The 21,518-nt window shown below is 65.7% G+C and carries 20 protein-coding genes, 1 tRNA gene and 1 pseudogene; 12 read left to right on the forward strand and 10 right to left on the reverse strand.

Annotated features, from left to right (window positions below):
- The first annotated feature begins 64 nt into the window (after positions 1–64).
- Positions 65–553, forward strand: coding sequence for a DciA family protein (locus RM25_RS13375; RefSeq protein ID WP_044636532.1), 489 nt, complete (start codon positions 65–67; stop codon positions 551–553).
- Between the two features lie 1,137 nt (positions 554–1,690).
- Positions 1,691–2,041 (forward strand): annotated as a pseudogene (locus RM25_RS13445) (S-layer homology domain-containing protein); the annotation flags it as partial.
- Positions 2,042–2,125: 84 nt separating this feature from the next.
- On the opposite strand, the gene RM25_RS00055 reads toward RM25_RS13445, so the two are convergent.
- On the reverse strand, positions 2,126–3,160 hold the full coding sequence (locus RM25_RS00055) for an IS30 family transposase (RefSeq protein ID WP_044635816.1): 1,035 nt from the start codon (positions 3,158–3,160) through the stop codon (positions 2,126–2,128).
- A 53-nt stretch (positions 3,161–3,213) separates the two neighbouring features.
- On the opposite strand from RM25_RS00055, the gene RM25_RS00060 reads away from it, so the two are divergent.
- From RM25_RS00060 to RM25_RS00080, 5 genes are all read left to right on the forward strand, one after another.
- Positions 3,214–3,579 (forward strand): S-layer homology domain-containing protein, encoded by a 366-nt coding sequence (locus RM25_RS00060; protein ID WP_044635817.1) that lies wholly within the window; start codon positions 3,214–3,216, stop codon positions 3,577–3,579.
- Positions 3,580–3,821: 242 nt separating this feature from the next.
- Positions 3,822–4,844, forward strand: coding sequence for a hypothetical protein (locus tag RM25_RS00065; RefSeq protein WP_144406015.1), 1,023 nt, complete (start codon positions 3,822–3,824; stop codon positions 4,842–4,844).
- 477 nt (positions 4,845–5,321) lie between these two features.
- Positions 5,322–7,307: a DNA topoisomerase (ATP-hydrolyzing) subunit B gene (gene gyrB / locus RM25_RS00070; RefSeq protein WP_097776018.1), complete on the forward strand. Its 1,986-nt coding sequence runs from the start codon at positions 5,322–5,324 to the stop codon at positions 7,305–7,307.
- Between the two features lie 46 nt (positions 7,308–7,353).
- Positions 7,354–10,089: a DNA gyrase subunit A gene (gene gyrA / locus RM25_RS00075; protein WP_013159944.1), complete on the forward strand. Its 2,736-nt coding sequence runs from the start codon at positions 7,354–7,356 to the stop codon at positions 10,087–10,089.
- Positions 10,090–10,310: 221 nt separating this feature from the next.
- The gene (locus tag RM25_RS00080) at positions 10,311–11,195 is read left to right on the forward strand and encodes a hypothetical protein (protein ID WP_144406016.1); all 885 of its coding nucleotides are present in this window, start codon (positions 10,311–10,313) and stop codon (positions 11,193–11,195) included.
- A 130-nt stretch (positions 11,196–11,325) separates the two neighbouring features.
- Here RM25_RS00080 and RM25_RS00085 read toward each other — a convergent pair whose 3' ends face one another.
- Positions 11,326–11,601, reverse strand: coding sequence for a DUF1540 domain-containing protein (locus tag RM25_RS00085; RefSeq protein ID WP_013159946.1), 276 nt, complete (start codon positions 11,599–11,601; stop codon positions 11,326–11,328).
- Positions 11,602–11,841: 240 nt separating this feature from the next.
- On the opposite strand from RM25_RS00085, the gene amrB reads away from it, so the two are divergent.
- The 5 genes from amrB (at position 11,842) to RM25_RS00110 (ending at position 15,186) form a co-directional block, all read left to right on the forward strand.
- A complete protein-coding gene (gene amrB / locus RM25_RS00090) occupies positions 11,842–12,639 on the forward strand; it encodes an AmmeMemoRadiSam system protein B (protein ID WP_044635820.1) in 798 nt (265 codons plus the stop codon).
- A 64-nt stretch (positions 12,640–12,703) separates the two neighbouring features.
- The gene (amrA, locus tag RM25_RS00095) at positions 12,704–13,276 is read left to right on the forward strand and encodes an AmmeMemoRadiSam system protein A (protein WP_013159948.1); all 573 of its coding nucleotides are present in this window, start codon (positions 12,704–12,706) and stop codon (positions 13,274–13,276) included.
- Positions 13,273–14,361: an AmmeMemoRadiSam system radical SAM enzyme gene (gene amrS, locus RM25_RS00100; RefSeq protein ID WP_013159949.1), complete on the forward strand. Its 1,089-nt coding sequence runs from the start codon at positions 13,273–13,275 to the stop codon at positions 14,359–14,361. Before amrA ends, amrS begins: the two co-directional genes overlap by 4 nt.
- Positions 14,362–14,517: 156 nt before the next feature.
- Positions 14,518–15,036, forward strand: coding sequence for a DUF3566 domain-containing protein (locus tag RM25_RS00105; protein ID WP_013159950.1), 519 nt, complete (start codon positions 14,518–14,520; stop codon positions 15,034–15,036).
- 73 nt (positions 15,037–15,109) lie between these two features.
- Positions 15,110–15,186, forward strand: a tRNA-Ile gene (locus RM25_RS00110).
- 487 nt (positions 15,187–15,673) lie between these two features.
- Here the strand turns inward: RM25_RS00110 and RM25_RS00115 are convergent.
- The 8 genes from RM25_RS00115 to RM25_RS00150 form a co-directional block, all read right to left on the reverse strand.
- Positions 15,674–16,354: a hypothetical protein gene (locus tag RM25_RS00115; protein ID WP_044635821.1), complete on the reverse strand. Its 681-nt coding sequence runs from the start codon at positions 16,352–16,354 to the stop codon at positions 15,674–15,676.
- Between the two features lie 44 nt (positions 16,355–16,398).
- On the reverse strand, positions 16,399–16,683 hold the full coding sequence (locus RM25_RS00120; protein WP_044635822.1) for a hypothetical protein: 285 nt from the start codon (positions 16,681–16,683) through the stop codon (positions 16,399–16,401).
- A 203-nt stretch (positions 16,684–16,886) separates the two neighbouring features.
- Positions 16,887–18,467 carry an AAA family ATPase gene (locus RM25_RS00125; RefSeq protein ID WP_044635823.1) on the reverse strand — a complete coding sequence of 527 codons (1,581 nt, stop codon included), beginning with the start codon at positions 18,465–18,467 and terminating at the stop codon, positions 16,887–16,889.
- Positions 18,461–18,982, reverse strand: coding sequence for a protein kinase family protein (locus RM25_RS00130; protein ID WP_044635824.1), 522 nt, complete (start codon positions 18,980–18,982; stop codon positions 18,461–18,463). The genes RM25_RS00125 and RM25_RS00130 overlap by 7 nt, the downstream gene beginning before the upstream one ends.
- Positions 18,979–19,281 carry a hypothetical protein gene (locus RM25_RS00135; RefSeq protein WP_044635825.1) on the reverse strand — a complete coding sequence of 101 codons (303 nt, stop codon included), beginning with the start codon at positions 19,279–19,281 and terminating at the stop codon, positions 18,979–18,981. The genes RM25_RS00130 and RM25_RS00135 overlap by 4 nt, the downstream gene beginning before the upstream one ends.
- A gap of 129 nt (positions 19,282–19,410) precedes the next feature.
- The gene (locus tag RM25_RS00140; protein WP_044635826.1) at positions 19,411–19,632 is read right to left on the reverse strand and encodes a helix-turn-helix domain-containing protein; all 222 of its coding nucleotides are present in this window, start codon (positions 19,630–19,632) and stop codon (positions 19,411–19,413) included.
- The gene (locus tag RM25_RS00145; protein ID WP_044635827.1) at positions 19,629–19,913 is read right to left on the reverse strand and encodes a hypothetical protein; all 285 of its coding nucleotides are present in this window, start codon (positions 19,911–19,913) and stop codon (positions 19,629–19,631) included. Before RM25_RS00145 ends, RM25_RS00140 begins: the two co-directional genes overlap by 4 nt.
- A 254-nt stretch (positions 19,914–20,167) precedes the next feature.
- Entirely contained in the window at positions 20,168–21,364 is a 1,197-nt protein-coding gene (locus RM25_RS00150) for a tyrosine-type recombinase/integrase (RefSeq protein WP_052809038.1), read from the reverse strand.
- Positions 21,365–21,518: the final 154 nt, after the last annotated feature.

The raw sequence follows: 21,518 nt of genomic DNA on the forward strand, positions 1-21,518 counted from the left end.
CCCATCGGCAGGCGGGCCGGATGAGGGGGCGGTTCCGGACGACCACGATCCCGAGGGCTTCGAGGTGGCCACCAGCGTGGCCCACCAGCTGTCGGGGATGTTGCCCCCGGCCAGGTTGGGCCCGCGCAAGAAGGGCAGAAAGCGCCGTCGGCGTGCCCGACTGTTCGACGAGGAGCGATCCGGTGCCGGCCCCGATGTGCGCGACCCGCAGGCGGTCGGATCGGCGATGGAGAAGCTCGTCAACGAGCGTGGCTGGCGCACCCAGTTGGGCCTGCGCCTGATCGTCGGGCGCTGGGCCGAGTTGGTGGGGCCGACGAATGCCGCCCATTCGCGTCCCGAGAGCTATCGCGACCGGGTGTTGGTGGTGCGGGCCGAGTCGAGCACCTGGGCGTCGGCATTGCGGCTGCTGGCGCCCCAGCTGGTGGCGGAGCTGAATCGTCGCCTGGGCGATGGTTCGGTGATCCGGGTGGACGTGCGTGGCCCCGCCGCGCCCAGTTGGCGCCATGGGCGTCGAACGGTGAATGGACGCGGTCCCCGCGACACCTATGGGTGAGTGATGCGGTGGGCGAGTGACGCCGGGACGAGTGGGCAGTGGCTGAGTGACGCCCCGACGGGCCGGCTCTGGCAAGGGGATTCGTGGCGAATCCGGCCGCCCCACGGTCACCACGGTGGGCGCATGTGACCACGATGTGAAAGTCGGGGACAGGGTCTTCACAGGAACCTATGAGTTCCAGTAATCTGCACTACAGGACGACCGGGTGCCGTTCAGCCCTTGTTTCAACCCCACCTCAAGGAGCACTGCCCCATGAAGACTCGTGTTCGCTCCCGCAAGCCGGCCGCTGGCCTTGCCGGGATAGCCCTTTTCGCCAGCGGCCTCAGCCTCATGTCAACCGTCGCATCCCGTGCCGATTCCGGGCTGCCCAGTGGAGTCCACGAGGGGGTGTGCATCCCGAAGGACGGTGCTGGATCGTTCAACATCATCAACAATGACGACCAGATGAGTCGAACGAAGTACACCGACAGCTACGACAACATCTACCGATGCATTACTCCCCCAGCAGCCCAGGCAGCTGGGCTGACCTATTCATCACCGATGAAGTCATTCCTGCATGCGGCCGGATTTACGTCAACCGATGTCTCTGACAAGTCAATTCTTGCCCAGGATGATCAGTGGAAGGGCTATACAAATGGCGCAGATGGTACGCCGCTGACGAATTCCTACGGGGCCCCTTTGAACTCGATGATCGCCGCTTATGATCGTGATGGATCCGTTACCACGAAAATTGACGGAAATCCGAGCAAGTACGGTCAGGATCTGCCGATTCCGGGCTACTGGGATACGCAAGTGGGAACGGCATCAAGTGGTAACTGGTGGATTCCAAACAACGGCCCGACCGGAACCGGCGGGGTCGTGGCAGGGTCGTATCTCTGGAACCAGCGAGTAGCTGCTGGAACACTCGGCCAGCAGGACGACGGCACGCCTTTTGAGGAGATACAGAAGGGTAATCCGGCACTGAAGCGAGATTGGAACACGATACATTGGAACACAATCCAATTCAATTTCAATCCATCGAACACACCCGCGTTCACATTTATTGATTATTTAGGCTTTCGTGACCTGAATAATCTGCCTCCGATTGACGTAACTCAGCGGGACATCAATGCAAATGTGACGCTCAAACTCTCGACCATGTATGAGGGATATCCTGGAACATCCTTCCCGGCGCGTCCAGAGAGTGACTTCGCGGCCGGAAAACTCAAGACAGTTCAGCGAACGCACGAGAACGATCCTGACGTGATACCTGCAGATGACGTGTCGGAACCCTCCACCCCAGGTGTGAGCACTCCGTCACCGCAGCCTTCTTCGCCGCAGCCGTCGTCTCCTGCGACGGGTGGTGATGGTGGTGGTACCACGGTGCCGCCGGCGGGTGATTGCTTCGTGGATGTGCATGCGGGTGATCAGTTCGCGGATGATATTTGCTGGGCGAAGTCCCAGGGGATCACCACGGGTTGGCCTGATGGTACGTATCGTCCGGTGACGCCGATCAATCGTGATGCGTTGATTGCCTATATCTATCGTTTGGCTGGTTCTCCGGCGTTTACGCCGTCGGGTCAGACGGCGATGTCAAGGCGTCGAAGCAACATGGGGCTCGCCGGCGAGCAGTCGAGCGAATGCCTCGGTGGGCGTGAGATAGCCCAGTCGGCGGCGGGGTCGATTGTTGATCTCCTCGGCGATGGTGGTGAGGTAGGGCTGGTGATCGGGGATCACCGTGCCCTTGGGCAGATACTCCCGGTAGAGCCGGTTCGTGTTCTCGTTGCTGGGCCTCTGCCAGGGCGAGTGGGGATCGGCGAAGTAGACCGGCATCGCCGTGGCCAGGGAGACCTTCGCGTGCTGGGCCATCTCGCTGCCCTGGTCCCACGCCAACGATGCCTTCATCATCTCGGGCAAGTCGTTGAAAAACTCGATGACCGCGTCAGCGGTTGGCTCGGCGTGTTTCGAGGACAGGGCCAGCAGCCCGGTGAACCCGCTCATCCGCTCCACCAGCGTCGCCGCGCACGAGGTGCCGTTCTTCCCGATGATCAGGTCACCCTCCCAGTGCCCCGGCACCCGACGCTGGGCGGCGTCCTCACCTCGCTCCGCGATCGGGACCATACCTACGATTGGGCCACCGCGCGTCCGCCCGGTCGTACGTGGTCGGCGCTTGGTCCGCTTGGACTGCAGGAAGATGCCCTTGCGGGCGAGCTCACCCTTCGGGATTGCGTAGATGTACTGGTAGATAGCCTCACCGGAGACGGTTCGGCCGCGTGCGTCAGCAGAGTTCGCCATGCGTTCAACGGTCGGGTCTGTCGCCTCCAGACGCAACCGGCCCGCTATCTCGTTCGGCGTCCACGACGCGGCCAGATCCGCCTCCACCCTCGCCTGCAGCACCGGATCCCCCGCGACCTTCCGCTGCTGCGGGCGAGCCCGCCGACGCTGCGCTCTGACGTCTGCGGTCACGGCCTGGTAGCCGCGGGTCTTCGTCGAGTTCCGGTGAAGCTCCCGCAAGATCACCGACGGGCAACGCCCCAGGTGACGGGCGATCCTCCGCACCGACCAGCCCGCTTTCGAGGCCGTCGAGATCTCCGACCTGTCACTGAACGACAACCCCACCCGCGCCATCCGCACACTCCACCGATCAGACCCCCGCCGACCGGGAGTGTTGCTTCGACGCTATGACACCACCGACGTTCTCGGATGTGGCCCCGTCGAATCAGTTCTACAAGGAGATCGAGTGGGCCGCGAGCACCGCTATCACCACTGGTTGGCCTGATGGCACGTTCCGTCCGACGACTCCGGTGGCGCGTGATGCGATGGCTGCTTTCTTGTATCGGCGTGCCGGGTCTCCTGCTTTCCTGGCTCCTGGTGTTCCGTCGTTCACTGATGTGGGTGCGGGGAACATGTTCTATCAGCAGATCGAGTGGATGAAGTCGACTGGTGTGTCCACGGGTTGGGTTGATGGGACGTATCGTCCATTGGACGCTACGAACCGTGACGCGATGGCAGCATTCCTGCACCGCTACAGCAACATCGGGAAGTAACCACCCGAACAAACAAACCAGCTGAGGGCTTGTGGGCGCGGCATTGAATCGTCGCCCCGCAAGCCCTTACTGCGAGCCCTGATGTTTCGCGAACCAGGCCGATGCCCACCCACGTGGCATTGGCCACCTCATTGGCGGGAATGGCCCTGATCGTCCGACAAGGACCGCGCCATCTACCGCCGCCTTGTGCCCCCGGGATGGACCTGTTGGGCAATGACAGTGCAATCAGAAGGGATGTGGCGATGGCCAGCGAAGGTGAATGGGCCAGGTGGCGTGGCGACATGAGGAGTTCCGCGCGCGGCGTGGAGAATTCGGCCGCGAACATTGAGCAATCGTCGGCGCGGGCCGCGGCGGCATCCGACCGGACCGCCGAGAACTCGGCCCGCACCGCCAGGGCGTCAGAGGACACGGCGCGTTCGGCGCGTTCGGCGCGCAGTGCGGCCACCGCTTCATGGGTCAGCGCTGGATTCGCCGCCGTCTCGGCCATCCAGAACGCACGTGCCGCCCGGGCAGCCGAGGAACAGACCGCCATCACGCAGTCGATGGCCGCACAGGAACAGACCCACCAGTTCGCCATGTGGCGCCAGACCGAGGAGGGCAAGCAGTACGTGGCGTGGCGCAACCAGGCCATTCCGCTGGCGCAACTGCTGCGCGATCGCCAGACGCAGTGGCAGCTGGCGTGGGCCCAGGCCATCGGCAACGCCCAGGACTCGGTGTCCGCCCAGGAACTGGAACACATGAAGCCCCACACCGTCCAGGTGCGGTCGGGGCGACTTAAGATCGCCGCAGTGATCCTGTTCATCCTGGGAGGCTTCGGCCTCATAACCACCCTGGCCGGTGCGTCCATGACGCGCGTCACCGTCCTGGGTGTGGCTGGTCCGCTGCTGCTCGCGCTACTCATGCTCGCGGTGGCGGTCTACCTCACCGTGAACGGCAAGCGCCGCCGCCAGGAGGAACAGACGGGCATCACCTGGATGAACACCGAGCTGAGGAGCATCGTGGCCGCCGAGGCGGCCCAGCGCGTCGCGCGCTTCGGCTTCGACCCGCTGGCGGTGCCGCAGGGCTACACCGGCTTCGCGTGGGGCGCCACCTTCGACCCGAGCGCCTATGCCGACCAGCTCATGTGGATGATCATCAATGGGCCGGTGAACTTCCCCGAGCCCGATGAGTTGCCGGCGCTGGTGATGCCCGACGTGTTGGCTCCCAACCCCGCCTTCCGGCCGGAGGTGAATGCTGCGCTGGCCGACTTCCAGCAGCAGTCCTGAATCAATCCGCTCGCCCGGGACGACCGCGTCCCTACCGATCCGACGCGAGGTGCCCCCACCGGGGGCCGGACGCGCAGGACAGGGGCGACAAGGGCACCGTCCACAGTGCCCTTGTCGCCCCTGTCCTGCGTTGAGCCCTCGGCGTCCACGTCCAACCCACCCGGTGCGCCCGGCCGTCCACGCGCTGCACGCACCGACCCGGCGAAAACCGCCACAACGCCCTGAGCGCCGCAGCACCGTCGCAAGTGGAGGGGCACGCGAAACGGGGTTAATCGGCTCTGAGCGCCGATTTTGCCGCGATTTAGGGCAGGCGGCCCCCGATCGACCCCGTCCAGACATGGGTATCGGGCACTTTGGCTGGTAGAATCGTCAGGGTGTGCTGCGAGCATTCGCGCACTGTGATGACAGGAGTCCCCACCGGTGAGTGAACAGCTGAACGAATCAGCCGTGACTGAGAAGACCGAAGACGAGAAGAGGATGGACGCCCTCACCCTCACAGACACCGAGGACGACTCGGTTGACGGCGAGTACGGCGCTGACGAGATCCAGGTGCTGGAAGGCCTGGAGGCCGTGCGCAAGCGTCCCGGCATGTACATCGGCTCAACCGGCGAACGCGGCCTGCACCACCTGGTGCGCGAGATCGTCGACAACTCCGTGGACGAGGCCCTGGCCGGCTATGCCGACTCCATCGAGGTGACGCTGCTCAACGGCGGCGGCTGCCGCGTGGTGGACAACGGCCGTGGCATCCCCGTGGCCGAGCACCCCGCCGAGCACATCTCCACGCTCACCCTGGTGCTCACCGTGCTGCACGCCGGCGGCAAGTTCGGCGGCGGCGGATACAAGGTGTCCGGCGGCCTGCACGGCGTCGGCTCGTCGGTGGTCAACGCGCTCAGCTCGCGCTTCGACGCCGACGTCTACCGCGACGGCTACCACTGGCACCAGAGCTTCACGCTCGGCGATCCGGTGGCCCCCGTCGAGCGCCTGGAGGAAACCGAGCGCACCGGCACCACGATCACCTTCTACCCCAGCGCCGACATCTTCGAGACCACCGACTTCAGCTACGAGACGCTGGCCACCGGCTTCCGTGAGATCGCCTTCCTCAACAAGGGCCTGCGCATCGCCATCACCGACGAGCGCACCGACCATGTGGACGAGGACGGCAAGCAGCTGCACGACGTCTTCAAGTTCGACAACGGCCTGGTCGACTATGTGACCTTCCTCAACGGCAACCGCGAGACCATGACCCCGGTGATCGACGTGGAGGCACACGCCCCCGAGGTGGGCATGGGCGTCGAGGTGGCCATGCAGTGGAACACCAGCTACGTCACCAGCCTGCACACCTTCGCCAACACCATCAACACCCGCGAGGGCGGCACCCACGAGGAGGGCTTCCGCGCCGCGCTCACCACCACCATCAACAAGTGGGGTGAGAACTGGGGCCTGATCAAGAAGCGCGAGGACCGCGTCAGCAATGACGACATCCGCGAGGGCCTCACCGCCATCGTCTCGGTGAAGCTGGTGAACCCGCAGTTCGAGGGCCAGACCAAGACGCGGCTCGGCAACACCGAGGCGCGTGGCTTCGTGCAGCGCGCCGTCAACGAGCGCCTGGGCGACTGGATGGAGCAGAACCCCGGCGACGGCAAGCTCATCGTGCGCAAGGCACAGGCTGCCGCGTCGGCACGCATCGCCGCCCGCAAGGCCCGCGACATGGCCCGCAACCGCAAGGGCCTGCTCGGCTCCGGCGGCCTGCCCGGCAAGCTCGCCGACTGCTCCAGCAACAACCCGGAGGAGTGCGAGATCTTCATCGTGGAGGGCGACTCCGCAGGTGGCTCGGCCAAGGGCGGGCGCAACCCCCGCATCCAGGCGATCCTGCCGCTGCGCGGAAAGATCCTCAACGTCGAGAAGGCACGCATCGACCGGGCCCTGCAGTCCGAGACCATCGAGGCGATCATCTCGGCGCTCGGCACCGGTGTGCACGAGGAGTTCGACATCAACAAGCTGCGCTATCACAAGATCGTGCTGATGGCCGATGCCGACGTCGACGGCGCCCACATCCGCACGCTGCTGCTGACGCTGCTGTTCCGGTTCATGCCCGAGCTCATCGACGGCGGCTACGTCTACCTGGCCCAGCCGCCGCTGTTCCGGCTGCGCTGGACCAACGCCCCCCACGAGCTGGCCTACAACGACGGCGAGCGCGACTCGCTGCGCGACAAGGGCCTCGAGGCGGGCAAGAAGCTGCCCTCGGTGAACCCGATCCAGCGCTACAAGGGCCTCGGCGAGATGGACGCCCAGGACCTGTGGACCACCACCATGGACCCCGACAACCGGATCCTGCTGCAGGTGAACCTCGACGACGCCGCACGCGCCGACCAGACCTTCTCGATCCTGATGGGTGAAGACGTGGAGGAGCGGCGACGCTTCATCCAGCGCAACGCCAAGGACGTCCGTTTCCTCGACGTCTGATCCGCGCGCGCCCCGCGTCCCCATCCGTGCCTGACAAGGAAGAACAATGAGCGAAACACCACAAGGCCCCGGCGACAACGCCGAGACGCCCACCAACAACCAGCGGGCCCGCAAGGGCTCCGGCGTCGATGCCATCGCCGGCCCCGCCAAGGGCCGCGTCGACCCGGTTGACCTCACCTCCGAGATCCAGAACTCGTTCCTCGACTATGCGATGAGCGTGATCGTCGAGCGTGCCCTGCCCGATGTGCGCGACGGCCTCAAGCCCGTGCATCGCCGCGTGATCTACACGATGTACGACGGCGGCTATCGTCCCGACCGCGGCTGGAACAAGTGCTCGCGCGTCGTGGGCGATGTGATGGGCAAGTACCACCCGCACGGCGACTCGGCCATCTACGACACCCTGGTGCGCCTGGCCCAGCCGTGGGCCATGCGCTATCCGCTGGTGTCGGGCCAGGGCAACTTCGGCTCGCCCGGCAACGACGGCGCCGCCGCCATGCGTTACACCGAGTGCCGCATGGCGCCGCTGGCGATGGAGATGGTGCGCGACATCGACCAGGGCACCGTCGACTTCCAGCCCAACTACGACAACCGCGACACCGAGCCCACCGTGCTGCCGGCGCGCTTCCCCAACCTGCTGGTCAACGGGTCCACCGGCATCGCCGTGGGCATGGCCACCAACATCCCGCCGCACAACCTGCGCGAGGTGAACGAGGCCGTGCAGTGGTTCCTCGAACACCCCGAGGCCTCCGATGAGGAGCTGCTCGAGGCGTCGATGGCACGCGTGAAGGGCCCCGACTTCCCCAACGGCGCGCTGATCGTGGGCCGCAAGGGCATCGAGGACGCCTATCGCACCGGGCGTGGCTCGGTGACGATGCGCGCGGTGATCAACATCGAGGAGGACCGCAAGGGCCGCACCGAGCTGGTGGTCACTGAACTGCCCTATATGTGCAACCCCGACAACCTGGCCCAGAAGATCGCCGACCTGGTGAACTCCGGGCGCCTCACCGGCATCTCCGACATCCGCGACGACAGCTCGGCGCGTACCGGCCAGCGGCTGGCCATCATGCTCAAGCGCGACGCCCAGCCGCGCGTCGTGATGAACAACCTGTACAAGCACACCCAGCTGCAGGACACCTTCGGGTGCAACATGCTGGCGCTGGTCGACAATGTGCCGCGCACGCTGCGCCTCGACCAGTTCATCCGCTACTGGGTGCTGCACCAGATCGAGGTGATCGTCCGGCGCACCGAGCACCAGCTGCAGCAGGCCGAGAAGGAAGCGCACATCTACCGCGGCCTGGTGAAGGCCCTCGACATGCTCGACGAGGTGATCGCCCTGATCCGGCGCTCGCCCACCACCGAGCAGGCGTCGGCAGGCCTGCAGAAGCTGCTCGACATCGATGACGTGCAGGCTGCCGCCATCCTGAACATGCAGCTGCGTCGCCTGGCCGCCCTGGAGCGCCAGAAGATCATCGACAAGATGAAGGAGCTCGACACCCTCATCGCCGACCTGAAGGACATCCTGGCCAACCGGGAGCGCCAGCGTTCGATCGTCAGCAATGAGCTGGGCGAGATCGTCGGCAAGTACGGCGACGAGCGTCGCACCCAGATCATCGCCGCCGAGGGCGATTTCAGCGACGAGGACTTCATCCCCGACGACGACATGGTGGTGACCATCACCCGTGGTGGCTACGCCAAGCGCACCCGCACCGACCAGTACCGCCCGCAGCGTCGTGGCGGCAAGGGCGTGCGCGGGGCAACGCTGCGTGCCGACGACGAGGTGCAGCACCTGTTCGCCACCACCAACCACCAGTGGATCCTGTTCTTCACCGACCACGGGCGCGTCTACCGCATCAAGACCTGGCAACTGCCCGAGGGCGGCCGCGACGCGAAGGGCGGCCACGTGGCGGGGCTGTTGAGCTTCCTGCCCGACGAGAAGATCGCCCAGGTGTTGGCGCTGCGTTCCTACGAGGACGCCGAATACCTGGTGCTCGCCACCAAGCAGGGATTGGTGAAGAAGACGGCCCTGTCCGCCTACGACTCACCGCGCCAGGCGGGCCTCATCGCGGTGAACTTCCGTGCCGACGACGATGAGCTGATCGGCGCCGAGCTGGTGGACGCCAGCGACGACGTGCTGCTCATCTCCCGGCTCGGCCAGGCGATCCGCTTCCGTGCCGACGACGAACAGATGCGTCCGATGGGTCGCACGACGTCGGGCGTCACCGGCATGCGCTTCCGCGAGGGCGATGAACTGCTCTCGATGAGCGTGGTGCCCGCCGAACGTGGCGAGGCCAGCGACGAGCATGCCGACGAGGAGGATGAGCCGCTGTACGTGTTCACCGTGACCAATGGTGGATTCGCCAAGCGCACCCCGGTGGGCGACTACCGCGTGCAGAATCGTGGCGGACTGGGCATCAAGGCGATGCGCATGGACGACGAGCGCGGCCACCTGGTGGGTGGCCTGGTGGTGACCGACTCCGACGAGGTGATCGCGATCAAGGCGTCGGGCCAGGTGACCCGCAGCTCGGTGGCCGAGGTGAATCCGACCGGGCGCGACACGATGGGCGTGAAGTTCGTCGGCGTGCGCGGCAAGGACGAGGTGATCGCCATCGCGCTCAACCCGGAGAAGCCCGAGGAGGAGGGTGAGGGCGACGAGACCGAGCCCGAGGCCACCGACGAGATGGGCAATGCGGTGCCGGCCACCGATGTGATCGAGGCCGACGCCAGCGAGGACGGAACCGCCGCGGCCGATGACGACGAGGACGCGCGAGCGTCCGACGAGTAGTTGCCGGGCAACTGGCATTAGCGGGAGTCTCCCGCAACCGGCATGAGCGCTGGTTGCGGGAGATTCCTGCGTTCGGGGCTTGATCGGCGAACCACCGCGTCCACATGGCGGAAATATTCCCCACCGGCTTGAACTGCGGCCGGTCATGCGAGAAGGTAAGGCTAACCTAACTAGCTGATCCCACCAGTTGGTTTGACCTGTTCGCAGAGAGGCTGCCGACGTTGTCACCTTCCTCAAGCAACTCGCATGACCTGGAGCCCACCGTCTCCGACCAGTCACTGTCGGTTGCCCGACGACTCATGCGCGGCCAGGGCCGTGCATCAATGCTTGCCTACCGCATGGACCCCGCACAGTCCGTGCAATCGATGGCCCATGGCGTCGACGCCAAGGGCCGCTTCCTCGTGTCGTGGATCGGCAATGCCTGCTGCCCGGTCCCCGAATCGGCCGAGGTGAATCCTGTGCGCACCGGGGGCCAGCCCGAGCCGGTGCCGGTGCGCCTGGAGATCCTGCGTCAATCACCTGATCCGATGACGCGGATCGCTGCAGCGAGCCTCCACCTGCTCGGCTCGCTGTATGTCTTGAGCGACGATGAGCGCATCGACCTGCTCGCCGAGCGCGCACTGCCCACCATGGTGGGCGACGTGGCCGGCATGCGCGGCGCCCATGTGGGCGTCCTCGTCTCCGACCGCGTGCTGCTGCACGATTGCTACGGCGTCACGCCGCTGTCCTTCGATGCGTTGGTCGGCGAATCCGCCGACGCGGCCCCGGTGTTCCCCACCATGGCCGACGACCTGGAGGCCTTCGAATGCGTGGCCTGCCTGGCGGAGCCGACGCTGCGCCGCGTCTGCGATTCGGTGATGTGCGGGCTGCTGCGCGGCCGCGTGCATTCCACCAAGGCCGTGGTCAATCCCTGCCCCGCCGTGGCCGACAAGGTGTTCTGCGTGGACGTTGACCAGACCGGCATCCTGTTCATGCGGGTGCTCAACGGCCGCGCCACCTCCGTGGTGGCCGACTTCTCACGCAATGTGCATTCACTCGAGGGCCTGGACGCCGAAGTGTCCGCCCTGGTCGAGAGCTCGACGCTGGTTGACGATTACTGCGTCTGACAAGGCCGGCGTCGGGAGTGGGCGGGCCCGGGACAACCGGGCCCGCACGCTTCATTGCACCGTCGCCGGAACATGAACAGGCGGGCCACCGCACATGGGGATGTTGGTGGCCCGCCTGCAAGTTGTGGAACTACTTGGCCTGGTAGGCGAGGCAATCAGCCTGCGAGCCACCGACCTCGATGGAGCTTGCGGTGCACATGAGGTCCTTGTTGTGCGTGCACTCGAGACGCTGGCAGGCACCGACCTTGCCATTGGCCGACGACAGGCCGCCGCGGGCGTCGAGTTCGATGAAGGTGCGGCAGGTGGGCTTCGCGTCGCTGCCACCGATGGTGACGGCGAATGCGGTGCAGCCGTTGTGGTTGAAGGCGCAGGCCGAGGTGGAACAGGACTTGATGGCGGTTTCCATGATGATTCTCCCTTTGTTCGTGACCACGTCTGACAATTACCAATGTAAGTGCGCATACCGCCCCTGACAATCAAGGTCATCCTAAGAAATAGGGCCGGGAAAGGTTAGGTTCACCTACATTCTGAGTATTCACACGGCGTGCACGGCCCATTCCTGAGAAATTCATGTCACCAGGGTTTCTCCCCGCGTTTTCCCGGCTGGCCTACCCTTGGGGTGGAGCACTTCTTAGGGGTGGCGCATATGGTGACCAGGCCGACAGCAGTGGCCGGCAGCTTCTATCCGGGCCAGCGGGGGCGGCTCGCCCGCGAGCTGAACACGCTCTTCGAGCAGGCGGATCGTCCACCGGCGCAGGTGAGCCCGGCCAGGGTGAAGGCGATCGTGGTGCCGCACGCCGGCTATGTCTACTCGGGCACCACGGCCGCAACCGGCTACGAACTGCTGCGGGGACGCCCCATCAACCGCGTGGTGGTGCTGGGGCCCACGCACCGGGTGGGGATCCGCGGCATGGCGCTTGCCGGTGCCGACGCCTTCGACACGCCGCTGGGCTCCGTGCCGGTCGATCCCGACCTCACCGCCATCGCCGAGGCGGTGCCGTTGGTGGTGACGCGTCCCGATGTGCACGCCCGGGAACACAGCCTGGAGGTGCAGCTGCCGTTCATCAGGACGGTACTGCCGCAGGCCAGCGTGCTTCCGGTGGCCGTGGGCGACGCGCTGCCCGACGAGGTGGCCGCGCTGCTGGACGCGGTGTGGGGCGAGTCCGACACCGCAATCGTCATCAGCTCCGACCTGTCGCACTACCACTCCTATGACGACGCCCGGAAGCTTGATGCCGGCACCATCGACAAGGTGCTGGCGCTGGACGACACCGTGGCGCCCAACCGGGCCTGCGGTTGCTTCTCGTTGAACGGGCTGCTGCTCGCCAGCGGGGAACACCATCTGACGCCCACCCTGCTTTCCGCCCGCAATTCCGGGGATACCGCCGGCGACAAGGGACGCGTCGTGGGATATGCGTCCTTTGCATTCCAGGCGGACCAGTGATGTCGCACCGCGACAATCCCGTAGCCCAACAACACCGCATAACCACACAGTGAGGAGCCAGATCATGAATGACATCCCCGCGGGTGCCCGCGAGACCCTCATCGACATGGCGCGCGGAGCCATCGAGCGCCAGTTCGGCATGACCGTGCACCACCGCGAGCAGGCAACCGGCGAGCTGGCGAAGTGGTTGGCGCGTCCGGGCGCGTCGTTCGTCACGCTGACCCTCGACGGGCGGCTGCGCGGCTGCATCGGCACCCTGGAGGCCTATCGGCCGCTGGGCCAGGACGTGCGCGACAATGCGGTGCTCGCCGCCTTCCACGACCGGCGCTTCACCCCGCTGCGGGTTGCCGAATACCCCGGACTGCACGTTGAGGTGTCGGTGTTGTCGGCGCCCGAGCCGATGGAGGTGACCAGCGAGGCGGACGCGATCCGCCAGCTGCGTCCCGGCGTCGACGGGGTGGTGCTCACCGAGGGTTCCCACCGGGCCACCTACCTGCCCCAGGTGTGGGACCAGCTGCCCGACCCGCATGAATTTCTGTCCACGCTGCGCGAGAAGGCCGGCCTGGCCCCCGATCGGTGGGGGCCGGACACCCGGCTGGCGCGCTACGCCGTCACCGCCTTCGAGGACACCCGATGACGACCTCGCCCACCCGACGGGACCCCGCGGGCACGGACAGGGCCGTCCACGACACCGATGGGCTGCCCGGACGCACCGCCCGCTGGTGGCATGCGCTGCCCGACGGACGGCTGCGCTGTGAGCTGTGCCCGCGCGAATGCACCCTGCGCGACGGCCAACGCGGCTTCTGCTTCGTGCGCGCCCGCCACGGCGACGAGATCCGCCTGGACACCTACGGGCACTGCTCGGGCCTGGCGGTCGACCCCATCGAGAAGAAGCCGCTCAACCACGTGCTGCCCGGGTCGCGGGTGCTCAGCTTCGGCACCGCCGGCTGCGACCTGGCCTGCCGCTTCTGCCAGAACTGGGAGATCTCCACGGCCCGGTCGATGACCGCGGTGGGCGTGCCGGCCATGCCCCGCGACATCGCCCACGACGCGTCGGCACGCGGCTGCAGCGCCGTGGCCTTCACCTACAACGATCCGGTGGTGTTCGCCGAGTACGCCATGGACACCGCCAGGGCGGTCAACGAGCAGCAGATGCTGTCGATCGCCGTGACGGCCGGATACATCAATCCGGAACCGCGCGACGAGTTCTTCGCCTGCATGGACGCCGCCAATATCGACCTGAAGGGCTTCACCGAGGGCTTCTACCGGCGTATTACCGGCGGACGCCTCGACGTGGTGCTCGACACGATCGATGCCGTGGTGCACAACGGACGCACCTGGGTGGAGCTCACCACCCTGCTGATCCCCGGCATGAACGACTCCGACGAGGAGTTGCGGGCGATGTGCGGGTGGATCGTGCGCCAGCTCGGCCCCGATGTGCCGCTGCACTTCACGGCGTTCCACCCGTCGAACCGCATGAGGGATGTGCCGCCCACCACCGCCACATCGGTGGAGCGGGCCCGCCAGATCGCACTCGATGCCGGCATCCACTTCGTCTACACCGGCAATGTGCACGATCCGGCCGGTCAGACCACCTGGTGCCCGCAGTGCGGGACGGCGCTCATCGAGCGTGATGGCTACCGGGTGGGGCCGGTGCGCCTGGACGACCTGGGGCGCTGCCGTTCCTGCGGCTACGCGTTGCCCGGCATCTTCCGGCGCTGACGGGGCACCGGGTGGGCGCTGGACGCACCGGCGATCCCTGCCGCGGCGACGCGGTGCGCATGCGGTGGCCGCGCCCGGTAGTCTGAACACGCCCGAAACCGTCGGTGTGGCCCAGCAGGGTGGTCGCGTTGCCGACATGCACGCAGGAGGGTCTGGATGGCTGACAATTCCGATGCCACAACCGCGAAGGCGGATGGCGGCTCGCGACGCTTCGCGCGTCCCGGCAGCCGACGCAGGTCGGGGCGCAAGCCGGCGCTGTCCTTCGCCACGCTGAAGGAGAAGGCCGGGGCCGGACGTCCCGAGGGTCCCACGCGCAAGGCGCAGCTGCGCATCTCGCGGGTCGACCCGTGGTCGGTGATGAAGACCTCATTCCTGTTCTCGGTGGTCGGCGGCATCGCGTTGATCATTGCGGTGTGGGTGTTGTGGGGCATCATCAGCCTGTCCGGTGGCCTCAACGCCATGCAGCAGGGCATCACGGCCATGGTCGGCGCCGATAGTGGCGGCGGGTCCAACCTGGCCAACTATGTGACCATGTGGCGCGTGCTGGGGTTCACCGTGCTGGTGTCGGTGGTGAGCATCGTGCTGGTCACGGCCATCACCACGCTGTTCAGTTTCGTGTACAACGTGGCCGCCAATGTGATCGGCGGCCTCGAGGTGACACTGGCCGAGGACTGAGTGAGTTGAGCGTGAGGGACGTCGTGCGATAAAGTCTCTCTTCGGTACGGGGGACAACCTCCCCAGCACCGATGGGCCTATAGCTCAGTTGGTTAGAGCGCGTCCCTGATAAGGACGAGGTCACTGGTTCAAGTCCAGTTAGGCCCACCAAAGAATGTGCCTCTGACAAGCTTCGATGCTCTGAGCCCTCTCGACAGGGTACGAATCGGGTACGAATTCCCGTCGGTCCTCGCGTACGCGCGCGTGTGAGAGCGGGCCCGCCCACGCGCTCACCGGCGTGGCTCTCGCACGGCCTACACATAGCCCTGACACCGCGAATCATGGGTGACAACTGATACCCCCCTGGGGTATCAGTTCCGTGGGGAATGCCGCTATGTCTGGTCGGGTCGAGGGATACAGTCCAGACTTTCCCCCCATGTTTTGTGGAAAGGGTGCCCATACAGGGCATGCAGGGTGATTGGGGTTGGGCGACCGGAAACCGCGTTCTCCCGGGTCCAGGATCACCGACCCTACGACTACACCACCCATGGGCTGCAAGTCCGGGAGATCTGCGACGGTGGGCCTCTAATCATGACTGGAGCACAGCAGCGCCCCGGGTAGTTCGCGGTGAACCACTCGGGGCGGTGATGTTGGTCGGTCAGACGGCCACGTCCGCAGACGTGAGCTGTTGCCTCTGACCGAACGGCTGGACATTTGTCACCGGCAGCGCGTCGGCATCGTCCAGCTCGCGGAACAGATCGGGGTCGCCGTCGGCCAGGCCCAGGAGGTCCTGGGAATCCAGCTCCCCGCCCAACGCGATCTTGTGCGCAGCCCGGGCCACACCTGCCTCCTGCTGTGCCGTCGCGAGTTGGCTGGCCAGGGCGCCGTAGAGTTCCTGGTTCTCGGGCAGCGCCGGGTACGCCCGGACCACGGCCTCGGGGATGTACGCGGCCTCGTCCTCGGGCAGCTCGTGGGCGCCGATCGTGGCCAGGGTCTCCAGCTCGTGGGCGGAGGCGGACGGGGCGATTGTGTCGACGTTCGCCGTCCCGGCTGCGATACGTGCCGAAAGCCGCTGCCAGGTCAACTCTCGGGCGATGACGGTCTGGGGATCGGACGACGGCGCCAGGTCCTTGGCGAACTGATCGTTGAGAGCCTGCTGAGCCTTCTCTTCCCGGGCCAGCGCCACCTTCACCTCCGAGATGACCCATTCGCGGGTTGGCGCGATCTGCTTCTCTCGGTACTCGGCCAGGCCGCTCGCTGACAGGCTCGGGTTGGTGTAGGCATCGGCGGCCTTCTTGTCTGCCATGAACTTGCGGAATGCATCGGTGATGCTAGACATGATGGACTTCCTTTCGAGGAGCTATCTGATGGTTGGGGGTGTAGTTATGCGGGATCGGGCTGCGCGGCTGGGAGATCTGCGACGGTGGGCCTCCAATCGTCACTTCCGGGCCAGTGCCATACGCCCTTGGCATTCCGCACGAGGCCCTTGGCGGCTATCTCGTCGGGTGTGAGGCAGCGGCGCGGTATGTAGGGGCGCTGCGGGTCGTGGTGGTCGTAGTAGTCACCAACCCGGTGCAGGTCCCCCGCCGATGTGCCCGAGAACAGCTCGTTGCAGACGGGGCAGAGCTCTGTCTTGAAGCCAGGGATTGCGGGGCGCTTCGCGCTCATGCTGGATTCCCCTCCCGAGCCAGGGGGGCATCCAATCGGAGGGCAGAACATACCGGCGTTTTCTTGGCCCCCGGTATGTTCCGCCGGATCTACCGATGAAGAACCTACCTCGAACCCCCCTAAAGGGGTACGTTCGGTAGGTTTCTTCGAACCTACCGAGCCGGTATGTTCCGGTATGTTCCGGTACCTTCTGGAAGGGCACCTCATTTCGCTCCTCCTGGCTCGGTATTTTCGGCCAGCTTGTAGTAGAACCCGCCACCCTGTTTGTGGCGAGGCACGGTTCCGACTACCCCGTTCTTGACCAGCTGATCGCGCGCCTTGGTGAGGGACGAATCCTTGATCCCTGTCGCGTCTCCCAGCTCCTTCCCCGATAGACCCTCCGGGCGAACGGGGCGAGGATCGGCCTGATAGTCGGACAGCGCCTTCAGGACGGCTTGGGTGGCCTTCTGCTGGTCTCGGGAGGCCTTGGCGGTCTTCCGGCTACCGACGCCGGACAGACGAACGTGCTGGGTTCTTGGGTCGAAGTCCATCTGGTCCTCGGGCACGTCCACGTCTCGCCCGTAGGCGGAGAAGTAGCGCGGCGCAGCATCCTCGGTGTTGCCCTGCTGGTCGTGCTCTTTTGTGAGCTTCCACGTGGCATCTGGCCAGTCGAGAATGCGGCTGTCACCCCGGCTGCGCTCCCCGCTGTGGCCCATGTGGTGCACCACGAGCAAGTTGGGAATGCCCGCCTCAGCTACGAGAGAGTCGAGGGCGTCGAGAATCCGCCCTGCATCGTGGTCCTCGTCTAGCCCCAGAGCATCCATGAGTGGCCGGAGGCAGTCGAGGATGAGCACTTGGTGGCCGCGCAGCAGGTCGGCCCACTGGTGGCGGACATCCTCGTCAAGGATGTCGAAGGAGGAAACACGGCCCCGCAGAGGGACGATAGACACCCGGTCCTGGTTGACTATCCCCTGCTGGGTCAGCCACCGGCGGAGCATGTTCCGGCTGAGTTCGTCGTCGATGATGGCGGTCCTCCACTGGCCAGGCATCGGGGCGAACCTGTTCAGCAGAGGCACCCCGTCCACGATGGCGCGGGTCACGTTGCCGACCAGAGTCGTCTTGCCTGCCTTGAACTGGGCTGCCAGGACAATGTGCCCGTCCATCGGCCACACCTGCTCTACAAAGTAGACGGGCGCATCATCCGGTTCCGAGGCCAGGGCGTCGAGGGTAACGATGGGCGGGATTGTGGACTCCCGGCCTTCGGCCTTGAGTTCACGGGCTGCGATCTGGCGGGCCTGCTGGCGCAGCTTCTCCCGATCGATCAGCTCGCGCAGCTCATCCTTTCCCCCCGCCTCCCGCCCTGGCTCGGGCTTCCCGCTCATGTACGGGCCGAAGTCTTCGTCCGCGCTGGGATTCTGGGGATGAAGAGGATCGTCGCCTGCCTTCTCGAGCGCGTCGCTCCACTTGTGCGCCACCCTGTCAGGACCGAACCCGTCGTCCGTCGGGCAGCGATTCTTGAAGTCCTTCTCGGCCTGCTCGATCGTGTAGTCCGTGCCAGAGTTAGCAGCGCGGACGAGCTGGCAGGCGACAGCGAAGCATCCCGAGTCCCACCCGTCGCCGCGCTCGGTGCGATCCCCAGGTGCCAGGGCTTCGAGCTTGTCGAGGTCGCCCAGCACGCCCGCCACGGTCCGGCGGACGTAGTCGGCAGAGACAGGATCCTCCTGGCCAGGAGCGGTAGCTGGAGCCGGAACGGTCTCCGCGTCCTTCTCGGCCGTCTCGGCCAGTATCTCGTCAGGGCTCAGCATGCGTCTGCCCCCTCGTAAATCTCGTAATCGTTCCAGCGCCGATTGTTCGAGGGCAGGAACGAGAACTGGATGGGGTCGGCGCACGTCTGGTCGAACTGCTCGGTGCCGAGTTGTCGGATGAGCTTGCCAGCGATGATCGTGTACTCGTCGGGCATCACCGGGCGCGATAGCGGGATGATGATGCGGTAGCGGGGGGCCTTGGGCCTGCTTCTCCAGGTGCTGTGCACAAGGCACCGCACTCCGAGCGCCAGAACTTTGTCGGGAAGATCGGGCCAGGCCGCGTCGGCATCCAGCAGGACCGCTGAGCGGGACAGGATGGTCGTCTTCCGGCGGTACACCTCACCGGTCAGCGGGTCGCGCATGAGTGTGCCAAACAGCCAGCACCCGCATTCCTTGTGGTTTGCGGGATGCCGAACCACCTCGATAATCTCGTCCCAGGTCATGGAGCCGTTGGTCCAGACCTTGGAGTCCTTGCGTGGGGCACGCGCGACGGCATACGTGGTTGGCTCAGTCATCGGGAGTCACCACCGTAGGGCCGCTGGCGTGTCTGCTGCTCAAATTCCAGCGAGACGAAGTTGGCATGGTCGTCGCCACCGTCGTAGAGGAACTGGCGGGACCGCCAGCCCGGTCGTAGCTCGGTGATCCGGACACGAGTTGGAAGGGCGACGCCCATCGTCTCTGCCTCTGCGCGTTCACCCCACGTCGTGTCGCGCTCATAGCTATCCTGGCCAGGATGAAGGATGAACCACGCTTCATCGCGGGCCTGGGCGCGGTCGGCCTTGAGGCCTGCCGGGCACGTCGGCTCGTGAACCATTCCTCCAGCTGGAGAGAACGTCGCTCCGCAATCGGGGCAGGCGGTAGCCTTGAAGGCACGTTGCTTAGCTGATCTACCTTGAGCCGCCCAGTCGCCCGCTGGGCGGTTTCTCTTTGATCGAGACATTGCTTAGGCCACCCTCTCTACGAGTGAGAGGACATCGGCCGTCTTGACGCGCAGAGTGCGGGTCCGGCCGATGCGGTAGCACGGCAGCTGACCGTCGGCGGTCAGGCGCTTGAGGGTGCGCACGGAGCAGCCGAGGAGCTCTGCTGCCTGGGGATAGCCCACGAACTTTCCGTGCTGCTGGAGCGCGGCGGAGCGGTCCTGCGGGGTGAAGGCTGAGGTGGTCATCGTTCCACCGCCGCATCGAGCAGCATGGACGCGAGGAAGTCGGTCTGCTCCGGCGTGAAGGCTGGCCCCTTGGCGAGCGCGTCGGCAATGTGGCGAGCCAGCACAACCGTGTTGATTTCGCCCTTTGCCTTGGCCACGGCGGCAGGGTCGGGCGTTGGGTTGCCCACGTAGAGCCGAGCCAGGCGGGCCTTGGCATCCGCGATGGCGGGGTCTCTACGGTGATCGAGATTGGGGTCAATGAGCTGTCGGTAGGGCCTCTTCGGATGGGTAGATTTGGACATGCGGAACTCCGGGAGATCGTTCTCGCGGCTTCCGCTGGCGCCTCTGCGACGAGACGGCGGACTGTGTTGCCGATACCCAATCCCGGCCCACCCGGGATGCCCTAGCATGATCTGTCCGCCACGGGGAATCGCACCCGTGGTAAGGCTCCGTGTATGTTGCCTAGGAATGACGCGGCTACCTGGCTGGACTACAGAAGTTGAGCCACTTCCTCCGGCGACTCAGACTACCCAACTTGAGGCAAGTATACGCCGATTCAACTAGTTCCGCTGCTCTGCACCTTCGACAGCTCCGACACCCGATCTGCGAGCTCAGCAATGCGGCTGTGGGCGGCATGCTGATACCGCATGGCGATCTCGGGATCGGCGTGACCCATGAGTGTCATGAGTTCCTTGGTGGTGGCACCGGCCACGGCGTAGTTGGTGGCGGCGAAGTGGCGGAGCTTGTGGAAGCTCAGGTCATCTCGTCCCAGCATGTGCCTGGCTCGGTAATAGCCACCGCCCTGCTTCTTGACGTTCCCGTCCTTGTCGTACGTGGGCCGGTGACCGTACAGCTGCCCCGGTGTGAGGTAGTCCGTGCCGGGCGTGGTCGGTGGGAACAGGAGGCCGTCCTTGCCCCACTGCGCGTAGCGCTTCAGGTGTTCGCGTAGGTCTGGCCAGATGTTGCGAGGGATGGGCACGCGGCGCTCTCCGCTGTCGCTCTTCGGTGTCGTGACCTGCTGGTGCCCGTCCACCGTCACAATGCCCCGAGCCACGGAGATGTAGCCCCCGGTGTCGTTGAGCTCGATGTCGGATCGGCGGAGCGCTGCAAGCTCACCGAACCGCAACCCGCACCATGCGGCGATCAGGACCGCTGCACGATGCTGAGGAGGCATGAGATCGGCTAGCTGGCCAACTTGTTCGACGGTGAACAGCTCGACCTCGGGATGACGACGGCCCCCGCTGGCGCCCCGCACGTGCACAGGGTTGGTGGCGATGATGCCGTCCTCCACAGCGCTGGCCAGGATGGAGCGGAAGAGCGCATAGGCATGAGACCGGGCAACCGGCGCGCCCGGGTCCATGGACTCGTACCATGCCAGCGTTTGAGCCCGGTCTATGGCGGTGATCGGCACGTCGAGGAACCGAGCCAGGGCATGAGCACGCATGGCCCGGTAGTCCGCTGCGGTGCGGGCCTTGAGCGGTCGCCCACGAACCTGCCGGTGCTCGATCCAGCGTGCGGAGTAGACACCGAACGTGATCTGGTCGGCTTCCTCAACCGCGCGGCGTTGCGCGGGAGGAGTCCACTCGTCACGGTCGATGAGAAGTTGCTCGCCGATGAGCCACTGGTCCGCGAGCTCGAAGCTGGCGAAAGTGTGCCCCGGCGTGTGCAGCACTCCCAGACGCCAGTAGCGGGCCTTGAATCCTCGGTCCTTGGCCATGATGGTGCCCAGCGTGGACTTCCGACGGCGCTTCATCGCTGGGCCGTCCTATGGAAGTTGTGGCTCAGTTCGCTCATTTCGGTTCCTCAAACAGGGTACGATCCGGGTACGATCCGGGTACGATTTGAGGCTAGTTTAGCCCGTTGAGCCCGCTTAGCGCTACAACGAGAGTGGTTTCTGTGGTCTCCAT

Origin of the sequence: Propionibacterium freudenreichii subsp. freudenreichii, from assembly GCF_000940845.1 — a bacterium.
Classification (GTDB): domain Bacteria; phylum Actinomycetota; class Actinomycetes; order Propionibacteriales; family Propionibacteriaceae; genus Propionibacterium; species Propionibacterium freudenreichii.

Coding starts and splice junctions, on each gene's coding strand:
- RM25_RS00055 (WP_044635816.1), bottom strand. CDS start 3,160: ATGGCGCGGGTGGGGTTGTCGTTCAGTGACAGGTCGGAGATCTCGACG.
- RM25_RS00060 (WP_044635817.1), top strand. CDS start 3,214: ATGACACCACCGACGTTCTCGGATGTGGCCCCGTCGAATCAGTTCTAC.
- RM25_RS00065 (WP_144406015.1), top strand. CDS start 3,822: ATGGCCAGCGAAGGTGAATGGGCCAGGTGGCGTGGCGACATGAGGAGT.
- gyrB (WP_097776018.1), top strand. CDS start 5,322: ATGGACGCCCTCACCCTCACAGACACCGAGGACGACTCGGTTGACGGC.
- gyrA (WP_013159944.1), top strand. CDS start 7,354: ATGAGCGAAACACCACAAGGCCCCGGCGACAACGCCGAGACGCCCACC.
- RM25_RS00085 (WP_013159946.1), bottom strand. CDS start 11,601: ATGGAAACCGCCATCAAGTCCTGTTCCACCTCGGCCTGCGCCTTCAAC.
- amrB (WP_044635820.1), top strand. CDS start 11,842: ATGGTGACCAGGCCGACAGCAGTGGCCGGCAGCTTCTATCCGGGCCAG.
- amrA (WP_013159948.1), top strand. CDS start 12,704: ATGAATGACATCCCCGCGGGTGCCCGCGAGACCCTCATCGACATGGCG.
- amrS (WP_013159949.1), top strand. CDS start 13,273: ATGACGACCTCGCCCACCCGACGGGACCCCGCGGGCACGGACAGGGCC.
- RM25_RS00105 (WP_013159950.1), top strand. CDS start 14,518: ATGGCTGACAATTCCGATGCCACAACCGCGAAGGCGGATGGCGGCTCG.
- RM25_RS00115 (WP_044635821.1), bottom strand. CDS start 16,354: ATGTCTAGCATCACCGATGCATTCCGCAAGTTCATGGCAGACAAGAAG.
- RM25_RS00120 (WP_044635822.1), bottom strand. CDS start 16,683: ATGAGCGCGAAGCGCCCCGCAATCCCTGGCTTCAAGACAGAGCTCTGC.
- RM25_RS00125 (WP_044635823.1), bottom strand. CDS start 18,467: ATGCTGAGCCCTGACGAGATACTGGCCGAGACGGCCGAGAAGGACGCG.
- RM25_RS00130 (WP_044635824.1), bottom strand. CDS start 18,982: ATGACTGAGCCAACCACGTATGCCGTCGCGCGTGCCCCACGCAAGGAC.
- RM25_RS00135 (WP_044635825.1), bottom strand. CDS start 19,281: ATGGTTCACGAGCCGACGTGCCCGGCAGGCCTCAAGGCCGACCGCGCC.
- RM25_RS00140 (WP_044635826.1), bottom strand. CDS start 19,632: ATGACCACCTCAGCCTTCACCCCGCAGGACCGCTCCGCCGCGCTCCAG.
- RM25_RS00145 (WP_044635827.1), bottom strand. CDS start 19,913: ATGTCCAAATCTACCCATCCGAAGAGGCCCTACCGACAGCTCATTGAC.
- RM25_RS00150 (WP_052809038.1), bottom strand. CDS start 21,364: ATGAAGCGCCGTCGGAAGTCCACGCTGGGCACCATCATGGCCAAGGAC.